The sequence below is a fragment of the Actinacidiphila epipremni genome (assembly GCF_012034175.1).
GTDB lineage: Bacteria > Actinomycetota > Actinomycetes > Streptomycetales > Streptomycetaceae > Actinacidiphila > Actinacidiphila epipremni.
Genome location: NZ_JAATEJ010000044.1, coordinates 25,082 through 40,963 on the forward strand (window position 1 = coordinate 25,082; position 15,882 = coordinate 40,963).

General features: G+C 73.9%; 12 protein-coding genes. 9 read left to right on the forward strand and 3 right to left on the reverse strand.

The window, feature by feature from the left end:
- Positions 1-9: 9 nt before the first annotated feature.
- Both glgX and treY read left to right on the forward strand, forming a co-directional pair.
- Positions 10-2,148 carry a glycogen debranching protein GlgX gene (glgX, locus tag HCN08_RS33495; protein WP_167987102.1) on the forward strand — a complete coding sequence of 713 codons (2,139 nt, stop codon included), beginning with the start codon at positions 10-12 and terminating at the stop codon, positions 2,146-2,148.
- Between the two features lie 46 nt (positions 2,149-2,194).
- A complete protein-coding gene (gene treY, locus HCN08_RS33500) occupies positions 2,195-4,756 on the forward strand; it encodes a malto-oligosyltrehalose synthase (protein WP_167987103.1) in 2,562 nt (853 codons plus the stop codon).
- On the opposite strand, the gene HCN08_RS33505 is transcribed toward treY, so the two are convergent.
- Positions 4,757-5,536, reverse strand: a complete 780-nt coding sequence (locus HCN08_RS33505) for an SDR family oxidoreductase (protein WP_167987104.1) — start codon at positions 5,534-5,536, stop codon at positions 4,757-4,759. It abuts the gene before it with no gap.
- A 154-nt stretch (positions 5,537-5,690) separates the two neighbouring features.
- Here HCN08_RS33505 and HCN08_RS33510 point away from each other — a divergent pair, with 154 nt between their 5' ends.
- Entirely contained in the window at positions 5,691-6,533 is an 843-nt protein-coding gene (locus tag HCN08_RS33510) for a helix-turn-helix domain-containing protein (protein WP_167987105.1), read from the forward strand.
- 44 nt (positions 6,534-6,577) lie between these two features.
- Here HCN08_RS33510 and HCN08_RS33515 read toward each other — a convergent pair whose 3' ends face one another.
- A complete protein-coding gene (locus HCN08_RS33515) occupies positions 6,578-7,777 on the reverse strand; it encodes a helix-turn-helix transcriptional regulator (RefSeq protein WP_322974837.1) in 1,200 nt (399 codons plus the stop codon).
- Between the two features lie 114 nt (positions 7,778-7,891).
- Between HCN08_RS33515 and HCN08_RS33520 the strand changes: the two genes are divergently transcribed.
- Together HCN08_RS33520 and HCN08_RS33525 are read left to right on the forward strand one after the other, a co-directional pair.
- Positions 7,892-8,818 (forward strand): radical SAM protein, encoded by a 927-nt coding sequence (locus tag HCN08_RS33520; RefSeq protein ID WP_167987107.1) that lies wholly within the window; start codon positions 7,892-7,894, stop codon positions 8,816-8,818.
- A 19-nt stretch (positions 8,819-8,837) separates the two neighbouring features.
- Positions 8,838-9,203, forward strand: a complete 366-nt coding sequence (locus HCN08_RS33525) for a hypothetical protein (RefSeq protein ID WP_167987108.1) — start codon at positions 8,838-8,840, stop codon at positions 9,201-9,203.
- Here HCN08_RS33525 and HCN08_RS33530 read toward each other — a convergent pair.
- Positions 9,179-10,039, reverse strand: a complete 861-nt coding sequence (locus tag HCN08_RS33530) for a LysR family transcriptional regulator (protein ID WP_167987109.1) — start codon at positions 10,037-10,039, stop codon at positions 9,179-9,181. The genes HCN08_RS33525 and HCN08_RS33530 overlap by 25 nt on opposite strands.
- Before the next feature lie 90 nt (positions 10,040-10,129).
- Between HCN08_RS33530 and HCN08_RS33535 the strand changes: the two genes are divergently transcribed.
- The 4 genes from HCN08_RS33535 to HCN08_RS33550 all read left to right on the forward strand — a co-directional run bounded on the left by HCN08_RS33535 (position 10,130) and on the right by HCN08_RS33550 (position 15,536).
- Entirely contained in the window at positions 10,130-11,596 is a 1,467-nt protein-coding gene (locus HCN08_RS33535) for an FAD-dependent oxidoreductase (protein WP_167987110.1), read from the forward strand.
- A 127-nt stretch (positions 11,597-11,723) separates the two neighbouring features.
- Positions 11,724-13,463 carry a malto-oligosyltrehalose trehalohydrolase gene (gene treZ, locus HCN08_RS33540; protein WP_167987111.1) on the forward strand — a complete coding sequence of 580 codons (1,740 nt, stop codon included), beginning with the start codon at positions 11,724-11,726 and terminating at the stop codon, positions 13,461-13,463.
- Complete coding sequence (locus tag HCN08_RS33545) at positions 13,460-13,687, forward strand: hypothetical protein (protein WP_167987112.1); 228 nt, start codon at positions 13,460-13,462, stop codon at positions 13,685-13,687. The genes treZ and HCN08_RS33545 overlap by 4 nt, the downstream gene beginning before the upstream one ends.
- A 121-nt stretch (positions 13,688-13,808) precedes the next feature.
- Positions 13,809-15,536, forward strand: a complete 1,728-nt coding sequence (locus HCN08_RS33550) for a GAF domain-containing sensor histidine kinase (RefSeq protein ID WP_167987113.1) — start codon at positions 13,809-13,811, stop codon at positions 15,534-15,536.
- Positions 15,537-15,882: the final 346 nt, after the last annotated feature.

Genomic DNA, 15,882 nt, shown 5'->3' on the forward strand with positions numbered 1-15,882 from the left:
AGTCTCGACATGCAAGTCTGGCCGGGTCAGTCCTATCCCCTCGGCGCGACCTTCGACGGCGCGGGCACCAACTTCGCCGTGTTCTCGGAGGTGGCCTCGCGGATCGAGCTGTGTCTGCTGCACGACGACGGCTCCGAGACGGCGGTGGAGCTGCGCGAGGCGGACGCCTTCGTCCGGCACGCGTACCTGCCCGGGGTGATGCCGGGCCAGCGCTACGGCTTCCGGGTGCACGGCCCGTACGAGCCCTCGCGCGGCAACCGCTGCAACTCGGCGAAGCTGCTGCTGGACCCGTACGCCAAGGCGATGAGCGGCGAGATCGACTGGGACGAGGCGGTCTACGGCTACCGCTTCGGCCAGCCCGACTCGCGCAACGACCTGGACTCGGCGCCGCACACCATGACGTCGGTCGTGGTGAACCCGTACTTCGACTGGGCCGACGACCGGGCGCCGCGGATCGACTACCACCGCACGGTGATCTACGAGGCGCACGTCAAGGGCCTGACGATGACTCACCCGGGCCTGCCGGAGGAGATCAGGGGCACGTACGCGGCCCTCGCGCACCCGGCGGTGATCGGCCATCTGGTGGAACTGGGCGTGACGACGCTGGAGCTGATGCCGGTGCACCAGTTCATCCAGGACCACCGGCTGGTGGACGCGGGGCTCGCGAACTACTGGGGCTACAACACGATCGGCTTCTTCGCCCCGCACCACGCCTACTGCTCGGTGGGCGACCGCGGCCAGCAGGTGCTGGAGTTCAAGACCGCGGTACGCGCGCTGCACCGGGCCGGCATCGAGGTGATCCTCGACGTGGTCTACAACCACACCGCCGAGGGCAGCCACCTGGGGCCGACGCTGAGCCTGCGCGGCCTGGACAACGCCTCGTACTACCGGCTCGGCAACGACAAGCGCTACTACACCGACACCACCGGCACCGGGAATTCGCTGCTGATGCGCAGCCCGCACGTGCTGCAGCTCATCATGGACAGCCTGCGCTACTGGGTCACCGAGATGCATGTGGACGGCTTCCGCTTTGACCTGGCGGCCACGCTCGCCCGGCAGTTCCACGAGGTGGACCGGCTGTCGTCGTTCTTCGACCTGGTGCAGCAGGATCCGGTGGTCTCGCAGGTCAAGCTGATCGCCGAGCCGTGGGACGTGGGCGAGGGCGGCTACCAGGTGGGCAACTTCCCGCCGCTGTGGACCGAGTGGAACGGCAAGTTCCGCGACACGGTGCGCGACCTGTGGCGCGGCGAGAGCGCCACGCTCGCGGAGTTCGCCTCCCGGCTGACCGGCTCCTCGGACCTCTACCAGGACGACGGGCGGCGCCCGCTGGCGTCCATCAACTTCGTGACGTGCCACGACGGTTTCACGCTGCGCGACCTGGTGTCGTACAACGACAAGCACAACGAGGCCAACGGCGAGAGCAACCGGGACGGCGAGAGCTACAACCGGTCCTGGAACTGCGGGGCCGAGGGCCCGACCGCCGACCGGCAGGTCAAGGCGCTGCGGCAGCGGCAGATGCGCAACTTCGTGGCGACGCTGATGCTGTCGCAAGGGGTGCCGATGCTCTCGCACGGCGACGAGTTCGGGCGGACGCAGGGCGGCAACAACAACGCGTACTGCCAGGACAACGAGCTGGCGTGGGTCTCCTGGCCGCAGAAGGCCGGCACGGACGAGGACGCCGACGAGGCGCACCGGATGCACGAGTTCGTCCGCACGATGGTGTGGCTGCGCCGCGACCACGCCGTCTTCCGGCGGCGCCGGTTCTTCCACGGCCGGCCGGTGGAGGGCACGCACGACGAGCTGTCGGACATCGCGTGGTTCACCGCGCAGGGCAACGAGATGACGCAGCGCGAGTGGCAGGCGGCGAGCGCCCGCTCGCTGGTGGTGTTCCTCAACGGCAACGCGATCTCCGAGCCGGGGCCGCGCGGTGAGCGGGTCACGGACGACTCCTTCCTGCTGATGTTCAACGCCGCGCCGAACCCCGAGGAGTTCCTGGTGCCGGTGCACCACGGCAAGGAGTGGCAGCTCATCGTGGACACCGAGCGCCCGGACGGCGTCCCGCCGGGCACGGGCGAGCGGGTCGCGGCGGGTGACCGCATCCTGCTGGCCGACCGCAGCATGGTCGTCCTCCAGCGACCGGCCGACTAGCGCGGCCGGGGAGCAGGATCGGCCGATCCCGGGTAGAGAGGTGGCTATGAGCCCTATGCCCACTGCCACGTACCGCCTGCAGGTGCAGCCGTCGTTCACGTTCGGGCAGGCCGCGGAGGTCGTGCCGTATCTGGCCGGGCTCGGGGTCAGCCATCTGCACCTGTCGCCGGTGCTGGAGGCCGTGCCCGGGTCAGGGCACGGCTACGACGTGGTGGACCACACCCGGGTGCGGGCCGAGCTGGGCGGCGAGCAGGGGCTGCGGGACCTGTCGCGTACGGCCAGGGAGCACGGGCTGGGGCTGATCCTCGACATCGTGCCCAACCACATGGCCTTGCCCGCGCCCGAGCACCTGAACGGCCCGCTGTGGGAGGTGCTGCGGGACGGGCCGGGCTCGCCCCGGGCGAGGTGGTTCGACATCGACTGGGACGCCCTCGGCGGCAAGGTGCTGCTGCCGGTGCTGGGCGATCCGCTCCCCGACGTGCTGGGCGAGCTGTCGGTCGTACGGGACAAGGCGGCGGGCGGCAAGGCGCTCGCCTACTACGACCACCGCTTCCCCTTGCGCCCGGGGACGGAGGAGCTGCCGCTGCCCGAGCTGCTGGACGCCCAGTGGTACCGGCTCGCGTACTGGCGCACCGCCCGCACGCACCTGAACTACCGGCGCTTCTTCACCATCTCCGACCTCATCGCGGTGCGGGTGGAGGATCCGGAGGTCTTCGCCGCGACGCATGAGGTGATTTTGCGGCTGCTGCGCGACGGGGTCGCCGACGGGCTGCGGGTGGATCACCCGGACGGGCTAGCCGACCCGGCCGGATATCTGCGCCGGCTCGCCGAGGCGAGCGGCGGGCGCTGGACGGTCGTGGAGAAGATCCTCCAGCGCGACGAGCCGCTGCCCGCGGACTGGGCGTGCGCCGGCACGACCGGCTACGACGCCCTGGACCGGGTCGACGGCCTGTTCACCGACCCGGCGGGCGTCGCCGAGCTGGACGCCTTCCACCGTGCGTACACCGGCGCCGACGACGACCGCGGCGGCCGGTGGGCGCCGACCGTGCGCCGGGCCGCGTACCGCGTCGTCACGCACGACCTGGCCGCCGAGGTCGCCCGGCTGCGCCGTACCGCCGAGCGCGTGCGCGCCGCGCTGCCCGGCAGGCGCCCGTACCGGCCCGAGGCGCTGGACGCGGCGATCCGCGAGCTGCTGGTGCGGGTGCCGGTGTACCGCCCGTACGTCGTCCCGGGCGGCCCCGCCTCGGCGGCGGACGAGGCGATGCTGGAGCACTCCGCCCGCGAGGCCCGCGAGGCGGCGCCGGACCTGGGCGGGGCGGTGGATTTCGTACGGGACCTGGCGCTGGGGCGGTACGCGACGGGGGCGGGCGGGGCGCGCGACGGCTCGGCGGCGGGCGGCGGCTCGACGGCGGGCAGCTCGACGGCGGGCAGCTCGACGGCCGGCGGCGGCTCGACGGCCGGCGGCGGGCACGTCGTGGACGGCGGGGCGGCGGCGGACGGGGCGGACTTCGCCGTGCGGTTCGCGCAGGTCGCCTCCGCGCTGCACGCCAAGTCCGTCGAGGACACCGCCTTCTACCGCTACACCCCGCTGCTGTCGCTGTGCGAGGTCGGCCGGGACCCGGCGGTGCCGGCGACCGCGCCCGCCGACTTCCACGCCTATTGCGCCCGGGTGCAGCGCGAGCGGCCCGCGACCGGCACCGTGCTGTCCACCCACGACACCAAGCGCAGCGCCGACCTGCGGCTGCGGCTCGCCGTCCTCTCGGAGCTGCCCGAGGTGTGGCGGGAGTGGATGGAGCGGCGCGACGCGCGCGAGGCGCAGCTCGGCTGCGTGCCCGCGCCCGACCGCCAGGTGCAGTACACCGCCTACCAGACCGGCGTCGGCCTCGGCTTCTGCCACCCCGACCGGCTGGGCCCTGCGCTGCTGAAGGCGGTGCGCGAGGCGGGGCTGCGGACGACGTGGACCGAGCAGGACGAGGCGTATGAGAAGGCGGTCGCCGACTTCGTCGCGGACGGCCCGTGCGGGCCGCAGGTCTACGAGATCGGCGAGCTCGCCGGGCGGCTGCGCCCGTACGCCGACGCCAACACGCTCGGCGCGGCGCTGCTGCACCTGACGATGCCGGGTGTGCCGGACGTGTACCAGTGCACGGAATTCCCCGTCCACACCCTGGTCGACCCCGACAACCGCGGGCCCATGACCGGCACGGCCGGCGACACCCAGCGCTTCGGCACCGGCCGCACGCTCGCCGAGCTGCTCGACGGGCGCCGCCCCCGGGACACCGACGAGGCCAAGCTGCGGCTGACCGCGGTCGCGCTGCGGCTGCGCCGGGACGAGCCGCAGTGGTACGGGCCGCAGGGCGCGTACGACCCGCTGGCGGCGGACGGGCCGGCCGCGGAGCACTGCGTGGCCTTCGTCCGCGGCGGCGCCGCGCTGACCGTCGTGACCCGGCTCTCGCGGCGGCTGGAGCAGGCCGGCGGCTGGCGCGGGACGGCGCTGCCGCTGCCCCCCGGGCGCTGGCGGGACCGGCTGGGCGGCGGCACCCACGAGGGCCGCGTACCGCTCGCGGAACTCCTCGCGGACTCCCCCGTCGCGCTGCTCACCCGCGGGTGATCACGCCTGGGCGGTGGGCAGCACGACGAGCTGGCGCAGGTTGACGTGCCGCGGGCGGCTGACGGTGTACGCGACCAGGTCCGCGATGTCGTCGGCCGTCAGCGCCTGCCCGAAGGCGTCGAACATCCCGTCGAGCGCGTGCGACAGCTCGGCGTTGTCGATGTGGCTGCCCAGCTCGGTGTCGGTCAGGCCGGGTTCGATGTTGGTCACGCGCACCCCGCGCGGGCCCAGCTCGGTGCGCAGCGACGCCGACAGGTGGGTGAGGGCGGCCTTGGTGGCGGTGTAGACGGCGTAGCCGGGGAAGGTCAGGTGCGCGCCGATCGAGGAGATGTTGACCAGGTCGGCGGGGCGGCCCGCGGCGCCGGCGGCGAGCAGGTCGGGGCGGAAGGCGTCGATGACGCGCAGGGCGCCGGTGAGGTTGGTGTCGATCATCCGCTGCCATTCGTCGGTACGGCCGGCGTCGACGGGGTTGGCGAGCATGACGCCGGCGGCGTTGACGACGAGGTCGGCGGGCCCGTATGCCTCCCGGACCCGGGCGGCGGCGGCGCGTACCGACGCCTCGTCGGTGACGTCGGCGGGGACGGCGAGGGCCCGGCCGCCGTCGGCGGTGATCTTCTCGGCGAGCGCGGTGAGCCGGTCGGCGCGCCGGGCCAGCAGTGCGACCCGGGTGCCGCGGGCGGCGAGCAGGCGGGCGGTCGCCTCGCCCATGCCGCTGGCGGCGCCGGTGACGACGGCGGTACGGGTGCGGAGGTTGCCGTCTTGTGCGGTGGTGCTGCTCATGAGGGGTGGCTCCCTGGTGGGTGGCCCGCGGGGCGGGTGCTCCGGTGGTGGACGGCTCCACTGTGCGGGGCCCGGCCGGGGGCACCCAGGGCTGAGCCGAACCTGGGTACGGCAGTACCAGGTTGGCGTCCGGGGCCGGGCTTAGGCTCGGGGCATGGACAACGCGCTGGGTGACTTCCTGCAGAGCCGGCGGGCCAGGATCCGCCCCGAGGAGGTGGGCCTGCCCCCGTACGGCCGGCGGCGGGTGCCGGGGCTGCGCCGCGAGGAGGTCGCGCAGCTCGCCGGGGTCAGCGTCGACTACTACATCCGGCTCGAACAGGGCCGCGGCAGGAACGTCTCCGACGCGGTCCTGGACGCGGTGGCCCGCGTGCTGCGGCTGGACCCCACGGAGCACGCCCACCTGCGCGACCTCGCCCGCGGCGGGCGTCCCGCTCCGGCTGCCGCCCCCGGGATACGGGCGGGGGTGCGGATGCTGCTGGACCGGATGGCCGACTGCCCGGCGATGGTCATCGACCACCGGATGAACGTGCTGGCGTGGAACGCCCTGGGCGACGCGGTGCACGGCTTCGCCGCGGGGCCCGAGCGCCGCAATATGCCCCGCCTGGTCTTCCTCGACCCGGCGGCGCGCGAGCTCTACCCGGAGTGGCCGGCGGTCGCCGCGGAAACCGTCGCCTACCTCCGCCTCGGCGCCGGCCGCCACCCCGACGACGCGGCCCTGACCGCGCTGGTCGGCGAGCTGTCCGTCAAGAGCGAGGACTTCCGCCGCCTGTGGGCGGACCACCTGGTGCGGGAGAAGACGTACGGCGTCAAGCGCATCCACCACCCGGTGGCGGGCGACCTCGAACTCGCCTACGAAACCCTGGCCTTCCCCGGCGACCCCGACCTCACCCTCGTCATCTACACCCCCGCCCCGAACTCCCCCACCTCCGACCGCCTCACCCTCCTGGCCAGCTGGTCCAGCCCCGAGGTCCCGCGGTACGCCCCGGGCAGCCCCTGACCGGCGCCTGGCCGGTCACGCAGTCGCAGCGCCGCAAGCCGGCCTCAACGATGCTCCGCAAGGAGGGCAGCGACTTCCGGCACATCGGCGTGATTCTGCAACCGGCCGAGTACGACCCGCACGCGCTCCGCCACTCTCTCGGACGGAGTGGCAGATGCAAGGGAGATGACCCGCTCGGCCACGGACGCCGCCTCTTCCGGTTCGTTGGCGTCCGCCAGCGCCACAGCCAACCATGAGAGGTACAACGCCATCTCACGGGTATGTGTGGCGTCATAGGCGCCGAGGACTTCCCGGAGCAACGGCACCGCACGCAACGGCCGGTGGAGTTCCGTGTAGACCCGGGATTCCATGACCCGGAGTTCCCCGGCGTCCACCCAATACAGATAGCCAGGGGATTCTGTTCCTGGGCTGTCTTCGCTGAGCGCCTGGCCGGCTTCCCCGAGCGCGCGTATGGCCTGTTGCGTATTCTCCGCTCCCCCGGCTTTCGTGTGCGCCCATGCCACACGGTCGAGGTACAGCGCGCGGGCTTTCGGGGGCGCTTCGGCCTGTGAGTCCCTGAACGCCGCCTGAGCCAGGATGAGCCCTTCGGTTTCCCGCCCGGTGTTGCTCATCTGATAGGCGAGTGATCCGGCGAGATTCCCCGCCAGGATGCGGTCTTCCGCGTGCTGTGCAGCGCTGATGCCCAGCCGGTATATCCGCTCGGCTTCGGCGTGCTGTCCGGCGTCGCTGGCGATCCAGCCGGCAATCTGTGCCAACTCCCCGATCTGCCTCAGGAGTTGCCGCCCGACTTCGCTGGTGTGTCCGCTCTCTCGGTACAACGTCACGACCCGCCGAAGGTCCCGCAGCGCCGGGCGGATCAGGTCCCCGCCTGCCAGCACGTCATCAGCCAGCCTGAGCCCGTGCACCCGCTGTCGCAGTTCGTCCACGGTGCCCATTCCGACGCGTCGCCCCGTACGGCCTTCCAAAGGGCTCAGCGGATCCTCTTCGGGCAGGAAATCAGCCAGGGTCGGCAAGGGCGGCTCGGCGGACGCGGGCGGCGCTGTGAGGACTTCCACGGGGACACCGAGAGCGGCGGCGAGGAAGGGCAGCCATTCGCGCGGGGTCCGCTTCCCCGTCTCCCATCGGCTGATCTCCTGACGGCCGACCGGATCTCCGGAAATGCCCGCCGCCCGGCAGACCTCCCGCGCCAGCCGTGCCTGACTCCAGCTTCGCCGGTCACGCTCCCGCCGGATGTTGGCCCCCACGTCACTCCCCATGGGCCCAGTCTGGCCGACATCGGGCCTACACGTGGCCGCTATGCGCCGGCTCGCACTGAAAGGGAAGATCTGGGCGAACCGTCAATCGTAGGGAGTTGTGGGATGGGTGCTGCTCAAAGCGCGTTGAAATTCGCGTGGTTGGAGGTGACGGGTTTATGCAACGAGTTCTGCGACCACTGCTATGCGGACTCGTCACCGAAGGGGACGCACGGCACGATGACCGTTGCCGACTGGACGAACGTCATCGACCAGCTTTCGGGCATGGGCGCGCTGGACGTCCAGTTCATCGGCGGAGAGCCGACGCTGTACCCCCGTCTTCCGGAACTGATCCGGCACGCGCACGGTTCCGGGCTGTCCGTTGAGGTCTTCTCCAACATGACCCACATCCGGCCGGAGCTGTGGGAGACGTTCACGGACTGCGGGGTCAAACTCGCCACGTCGTACTACTCGGACGCGGCCGAGGAACACGACGGCGTGACCAGGCTCCGGGGTTCGCACCGGAAGACCCGGGCGAACATCGAGAAGGCGCTCGGCCTCGGCATCCCGCTTCGCGGCGGAGTGGTGGCCGTGCGGCGAGGCCAGCGCGTTCAAGAGGCCGCGCGGGACCTTTCCGCGCTGGGAGTCGGCACGGTCGGCGGGGACCGGACCCGGGCGTTCGGACGGGCGAGCAAAGGGGCGGCGCCGACCATCGGTGACCTGTGCGGGCACTGCGCACACGAGAAATGCGCCGTCGGGCCGAACGGCGACGTGTGGCCGTGCGTGCTGGGGCGGTTCCTCAGCCTCGGCAATGTGAGGGACGCGCCCCTCTCGGAGATCTGGGGCGGGGTGGCAGTGGCGGAAGTGCTGGCGGACATCACGGCCGTGCACGGGGAAGGCGCGCAGTCCTGTACTCCCCCGCAGTTCCTTCCCATGTGCGGGCCGTGCGGTCCGTGTGTCCCGTCCGTGGGTCACTGCGACCCGAGGGAAGCGGACGCCGTCGCGGGTCCGGCTACGATCGGTGCACCCGCTCGACCACTGAGATCACGCTGAGATCACCAGGAGTTCGCCAATGGAAGATCACGGGGACGACTTCGGCCGGTGGGGCACGGACGGGAACGTCAACGCCATGCAGCGGACCGAAGAGGACTGGGCCAGGATCGCGGGCTACATCCGGCACGCCGCCAACAAGGTAGGGCCGACGCTGCCGCTGTGCCTTCCCGGGGAACCTGACGAGTGCGGCCGGAGCGCGCAGCAGCACGTCTTGGCGTGGTCCGCCCACCTCAAGGCCGTGGCCCATCACCTGATCGAGCAGTCGGCGCCCAGCGAGGCACGGGCGGCACACGTAGCCGGTCCGCTCTACCAGCGGCGGCTGGCCGAGCTTCGGGCCCGGAGCGCTCCCGTGGAGGCCCGTCAGGGCAGGGCGGCCGTCAGGTAAGGGAGGAGTGCGGCGGCTGGGCCGGTGAAGGGGGTGCGGGACCAGGTGTGGAGGGGGCGGCGCCAGGGTGGGGTGAGAGGGGTGGTGGGGACGGCCTCGGGGACCGCGTAGGAGGGCACCGCCGCGATGCCCGCGCCCGCCGCGGCCATGGCGACCGCCGTCGACGTGTGCTCCGTGCGGACCGCCGTCCGCGGGGTGAAGCCCGCCCGCGCGCAGGCCAGGTCGATGAAGGGCCGGCCCTCCACCACGGGCTCCATGGCGCAGCGGATCCAGTCCCGTCCGGCGAGGTCGGCCAGCCGGACCGGGCCGCCGGCGAGCCGGTCGCCCGGCGGCAGCACCACCACGACCTCTTCTTCGCCGAGCACCGTCCGGGCCGCCGCCCCCGCCCCGCCGTGCCCCACGGCGAGATCGGCGACCCCGCGCTCCATCGCGTCGTCCAGCTCCTCGTCGCGCCCGTACTCGTGCAGCACCAGCTCCATCCCCGGCCGCTCGCGCCGCCACCTCGCGACGACCCGCGGCAGCAGCCCCGCGGCCACCGCGTGCACCGCGGCGACATGGAGCTCGCCCTCCTGCGCACCCGCCGCGGCCCGGGCCGCCCGGTCGGCCTGCGCGGCGCTGCGCACGGCGACCTCGGCGTGCGGCAGGAAGGCCCGGCCCATCGGGGTCAGCCGCACCCCGCGCGGCAGCCGCTCCAGCAGCGGGCCGCCCACGTGCCGCTCCAGCGCCTTGATCTGGTGGGACAGCGCGGGCTGCGTGACGTGCAGCAGCTCCGCCGCCCGGGTGAAGGAGTCCGCCTCCACGACCGTGACGAAATACTCCATCTGGCGCAGGCTCATCCGCCGTCCCCGTCCCATAAACATTCTGCATGGACAGGGCCGAGCTTATGCCTTGGACGCATGGGCCCGGGCCGCCGGAGACTGGCGCTCATGACAAGCGAGACCTCGGCGGACGTCATCGTGATCGGCGGCGGCACGGGCGGCTACAGCACCGCCCTGCGCGCCGCGGCCCTCGGCCTGGACGTGGTGCTGGCCGAACGTGACCTGGTCGGCGGTACGTGCCTGCACCGCGGCTGCGTCCCCAGCAAGGCGATGCTGCACGCGGCCGAACTGGTCGACGGGATCGCCGAGGCCCGCGAGCGGTGGGGCGTCAAGGCAACCCTGGACGCGGTGGACTGGCCCGCGCTCACCACGACCCGCGACGACATCGTGGCCCGCAACCACCGCGGCGTCGAGGCCCACCTGGCGCACGCCGGGGTGCAGATCGTACGGGCCCACGCCCGGCTGACCGGGCCCCGCGCGGTGAGCGCGGGCGGGGCGGCGTACACCGCCCGGCGCGGCGTCGTGCTCGCGACCGGCTCGCGCCCGCGCCTGCTGCCGGGGCTCGTCCCGGACGGGCGGCGCGTGGTCACCAGCGACGACGCCCTCTTCGCACCGGGGCTGCCGGAGTCCGTGCTGGTGCTGGGCGGCGGCGCGATCGGCGTCGAATACGCCTCCCTGCACCGCTCGATGGGCGCGCGGGTGCTGCTGGTCGAGGCCGCGGACCGGCTGCTGCCGCTGGAAGACGCGGAGGTCTCCCGGCAGCTGGCCCGGGGCCTGCGCCGGCGCGGCATCGAGATCCTGACCGGCGCCCGCATGACGTCCGCCGAGGTGTACGACCCGGACGGCACCGACACCGGCAACAGCACCGGCACCAACACCCGCGCGCAGGCCGGGGGCGTACGGGTGAGCCTCGTGGACGCCCGGGGGCAGGCGCGCGCGGAGGACGTCGCGCGGCTGCTCGTCGCCGTGGGGCGCGAGCCCGTCACGGACGGGCTGGACCTCGCCGCTGCGGGCCTCACCGCCGACGCCCGCGGCTACGTACCGCCCGCGGACTGGGCGCGGCTGGAGACCGCCGTGCCCGGCGTGCACGTCGTGGGTGATCTCCTGCCGCCACCCTCACCCGGCCTGGCGCACGCCTCCTTCGCCGAGGGCCTGCTCGTCGCCGAGGTGCTGGCCGGCGGCAGCCCGCCGCCGGTGGACTACCCGGCGGTGCCGCGCGTGACGTACTCCAGCCCGCAGACCGCCTCGGTCGGCCTGACGGAGGCGCAGGCCCGCGAGCGGGGGCACGACGTGGCGGTGAACACGATGCCGCTCACCGCGGTCGCCAAGGGCATGGTGCACGGGCAGGGCGGCAGCGTGAAGGTGGTGGCCGCGGCGGACGGCGGGGCCGTGCTCGGCGTCCACCTGGTGGGACCGAACGTCTCGGAAATGATCGCCGAGAGCCAGCTCATCGTCGGCTGGGAGGCCGAGGCCGCGGACGTCGCCCGGCACATCCACCCGCACCCGACCCTCTCGGAGGCGGTCGGCGAGGTCTTCCTGACGCTGGCCGGCCGCGGCCTGCACCAGGGCCGCTGAGCGCCCCGGGCTCCCCCGGGCCGGGTGACATCGGGGCCGGGCAGGGTCTGAGCAGGGCCGGCGGTGGGCATGATCCTGCGCGGGAGCGCGGTGTTCGCCGGCCTGACGGACCTGACGGGAGACATGCGTGCTGTTCGAAGTGTGGGCGCCCCACGCGGAGCGCGTCGAGGTCGCGACCGGCGGCCGTACGCACCGGCTCGGCCCTGACCCGGCTCGGGAGGGCTGGTGGCGCACCGAGCTGTCCGCGCCCGCGGGGACGCGTTACGCGTACGTCCTGGACGGCGGCCCGCCGCTGCCCGACCCGCGCTCGCGGCGGCAGCCGGACGGGCCCGACGGCCCGAGCGCGGTCGTCGACCACGACGCCTTCGCGTGGACGACGCCCTGGCCGGGCCGCGGCCTGCCCGGCGCGGTCCTCTACGAGCTGCACGTCGGCACGTTCACCGAGGCGGGCACCTTCGACGCGGCGGTCGAGCGGCTGCCGCACCTGGCTCGGCTCGGCGTCACCCACGTCGAGCTGATGCCGGTGTGCCCCTTCCCCGGCACGAACGGCTGGGGGTACGAGGGTGTGTCGCTGTGGGCGGTGCACGAGCCGTACGGCGGGCCCGAGGCGATGAAGCGCTTTGTCGACGCGGCCCACCGGCACGGCCTGGGCGTGGTCCTGGACGTCGTCCACAACCACCTCGGCCCGTCCGGCAACCACCTGCCGCCCTTCGGCCCGTACTTCACCGACCGCCACCACACCCCGTGGGGCGACGCGGTGAACCTGGACGCGCCCGGCTCCGACGAGGTCCGGGCCTTCCTGGTGGGCAGCGCGCTGGCGTGGCTGCGCGACTACCGGCTGGACGGGCTGCGGCTGGACGCGGTGCACGCGCTGGTCGACACCCGCGCGCTGCACTTCCTGGAGGAGCTGTCGACCGCCGTGGACGGGCTGTCGGCGGCGCTCGGCCGCCCGCTGTTCCTGATCGCCGAGTCCGACCTGAACGACCCGCGGACGACCGCGCCGCGCGACGCCGGGGGCCTGGGCCTGCACGCCCAGTGGAACGACGACTTCCACCACGCCCTGCACACCGCCGTCACCGGCGAGTCCCAGGGCTACTACGCCGACTTCGCCGCGGCCGGGCCCGGCGCGCTGGCCAAGATCCTCGGCCACGGCTTCTTCCACGACGGGACGTACTCGTCCTTCCGCGGCCGGCACCACGGCCGCCCGCTGGACCCGGCGACGGTGCCCGGCAGCCGGCTGCTCGGCTACGCCCAGACCCACGACCAGGTCGGCAACCGCGCCACCGGCGACCGGCTCACCGCGCAGCAGCTCGGCGTCGCCGCCGCGCTCGTGCTGACCTCGCCCTTCACGCCGATGCTCTTCATGGGCGAGGAGTGGGGCGCGACCACGCCGTGGCAGTTCTTCACCGACCACGCCGACCCGGAGCTGGGCGCCGCCATCACCCGCGGCCGGCGGCGGGAGTTCGCCGAGCACGGCTGGGCCGAGGAGGACGTGCCCGACCCGCAGGACCCGGCGACCCGGGACCGCTCGTGCCTGGACTGGGCCGAGCCGGACAAGCCCGAGCACCGCGAGCTGCTGGAGTGGTACCGCGCGCTGATCGCGCTGCGCCGCGCGGAGCCCGCGCTGTCCGACCCGCAGCTGGACTCCGTGACCGCGACCGCCGGCGGCCGTACGCTGCGGGTGGCCCGCGGCCCGTTCCGTATCGTCGCCAACTTCTCCGACGCCGCCGCGCGCATCCCGCTGAGCGACCCGTGCGAGATCGTGCTGTGCCGCCCGGCGTGCAAGGTGCTGCCGGGTCCTGCGGTCCAGCTGCCGGCCCGCGGGGCTGCCGTGCTGCGCACCACCGGCGCTACGGTGGACGGGTGACGCAGACCCAGGAGCAGAACCAGGAACGGGCCGGGGAACAGGCCGGGAAGCAGGGCGGGGAACGGCCCCAGGACCGCCCGCAGGCCCCGGCGCCCGTCGCCGAGCCGGTCGCCGACTGCGTGCTGTGCGGCGAGCCCACCGAGCACCCCGCGAGCACCCGCGGCGCCACGTACTGCCCGGTGTGCGAATGGCAGGAGGCCCAGCGCACCGCCTGCTCCGGCTAGCCGGCCCCCCGGGGGGCCGGCTGCGAAAAGTGGGTCGTGACGTGCTGCCCGCCCCGCGGCTAACCTGAGCGCGCCGCGGCGCCCCGGTCGCGACGCGGACGTATGTACGAGAGGAAGCCGGGTGGGTCACGACGAGGCAGGCGGGTCCGAGCGGCTGCCGCGGCTGCAACTCGACGAGCTGCTGGACGAGTTGCAGGACCGCATCAACGCCGTGCGCGGCACGCAGGACCGCGTCCACAGCCTGCTCGAAGCGGTGCTGTCGGTGGGGCGCGAGCTGGACCTGGCGCATGTGCTGCGGCGGATCGTCGAGGCGGCCGTCGTGCTGGTCGACGCGGAATACGGCGCCCTGGGCGTGGTCGAGGGCGAGCGGCTGTCGCAGTTCCTCACCGTCGGCGTGGACGAGGAGCGGATCAGGGCGATCGGGCCGCTGCCGTCCGGGCACGGCATCCTCGGCGAGCTGATCCGCCACCCCGAGCCGCTGCGCCTGGCCGAGATCGCCGACCACCCGCGGTCGTACGGCTTCCCGCCCAACCACCCGCCGATGCACTCCTTCGTGGGGGTGCCGATACGGGTGCGGGACGAGGTGTTCGGCAACCTGTACCTCACGGAGAAGCGCGGCGGTGCGCAGTTCGACGCCGAGGACGTGACGGTCCTGTCGACGCTCGCGGTCGCGGCCGGCGTCGCCGTGGAGAACGCCCGGCTGTACAAGGCCGCGCGCGACCGGCAGCGGTGGATGGAGGCGAACGCCGAGATCGTCGCCGACCTGCTGTCCGGCGCCGAGGCGGCCGATGTGCTGGAGGAGATCGTCCGGCGGGCGAAGGACATCCTCGACGCCGACCTCGGCGTCCTCGCGCTGCCCACCGGGGACGGCACGGACCTGGGGGTGACCTTCGCCACCGGCGTCGGCGCCGAGGCCCACCGCGACCTGGTGCTGCCGCTGGAGGACACGTTCATGGGCGCGGCGATGAACGCCGGCCGGCCGCTGACGTCGGAGGAGATCGGCAAGGACCCGCGGGTGGGCGCCGGGCCGCCGCGCTGGGAGGGCCTGGGCCCCGCGGTCGCCGTGCCCATGCTCGCCGACCGGGGCGCGCGCGGGGTGCTGCTGCTGGCCAGGGCGGACAGCGCCACGCCCTTCTCCGCCGCGGAGACGGCGCCGCTGCTGGCCTTCGCCGGGCAGGCGGCGCTCGCGCTGGAGCTGGCCGAGCGGCGGCGGTCCGCCGAGCAGCTGGCGCTGCTGGAGGACCGCGACCGGATCGCCCGGGACCTGCACGACCTGGCGATCCAGCGGCTGTTCGCCACCGGGATGACGTTGCAGAGCACGCTGCGCTTCGTGGACCATCCGCAGGCCGGCGAGCGGCTGATGCGGGCGGTGGACGACCTGGACGAGACCATCAAGATCATCCGGTCCACGATCTTCGGCCTGCGGGCCCGCGAGGACGGCGGCGCCCGCGCCCCGGGGCTGCGGTCGCGGGCCGCGGCGAGCGTGGAGGGCGCCGCCCGCACGCTGGGCTTCACGCCGGTGCTGCGGATGGAGGGGCTGCTCGACACCGACGTACCGCCGGAGGTCGCCGAGGACGTCGTGGCGGTGCTCGCCGAGAGCCTGTCGAACGTGGCGCGGCACGCCGGGGCGAGCAGTGTCGAGGTGTCGCTGGTGGCGGCGTCCGGCACGCTCGCGGTCACCGTGACCGACGACGGGGTGGGCATCCCCGCGCAGGGCCGGCGCAGCGGTCTGCGCAACCTCGGCGAGCGCGCGGCCCGCCGCGGCGGGCGCCTCGAACTGCTCCCCGGCCCCCGCGGCGGCACCCAGCTGCTGTGGCAGGTCCCGCTGCCCCAGGGCGCATCGGACTGACGCCCCGGCAGGAGGGCGGGATCGTACGGCGGGCGCGGGCAGGTCGCCGGGCCGGGCCCTTCGTGCGGCCGGACCCCGCAACGGCGCCGGCGGGCGGGCGGGGGCCAAGTCGGCCCCCGAGCAGGGCCGTTCGGCCCAGGGATTGCGGGTCCTCCGCCTCCATCGGCGGTGGGGTCGTCCGCGGGACAGTGATGCCGTCACCGAAACGACCCGCACCGCTCACCGCGAAGGGGCCCCGAAATGGCCGTGCACCACGACTCCCGCGCCACCGCCGAGAACGCCGGGACCGCACCCCGGACGGGCACCGGCCTGAACCCCGTCGCCGCCCGCACCGTGGCGGTGGCCA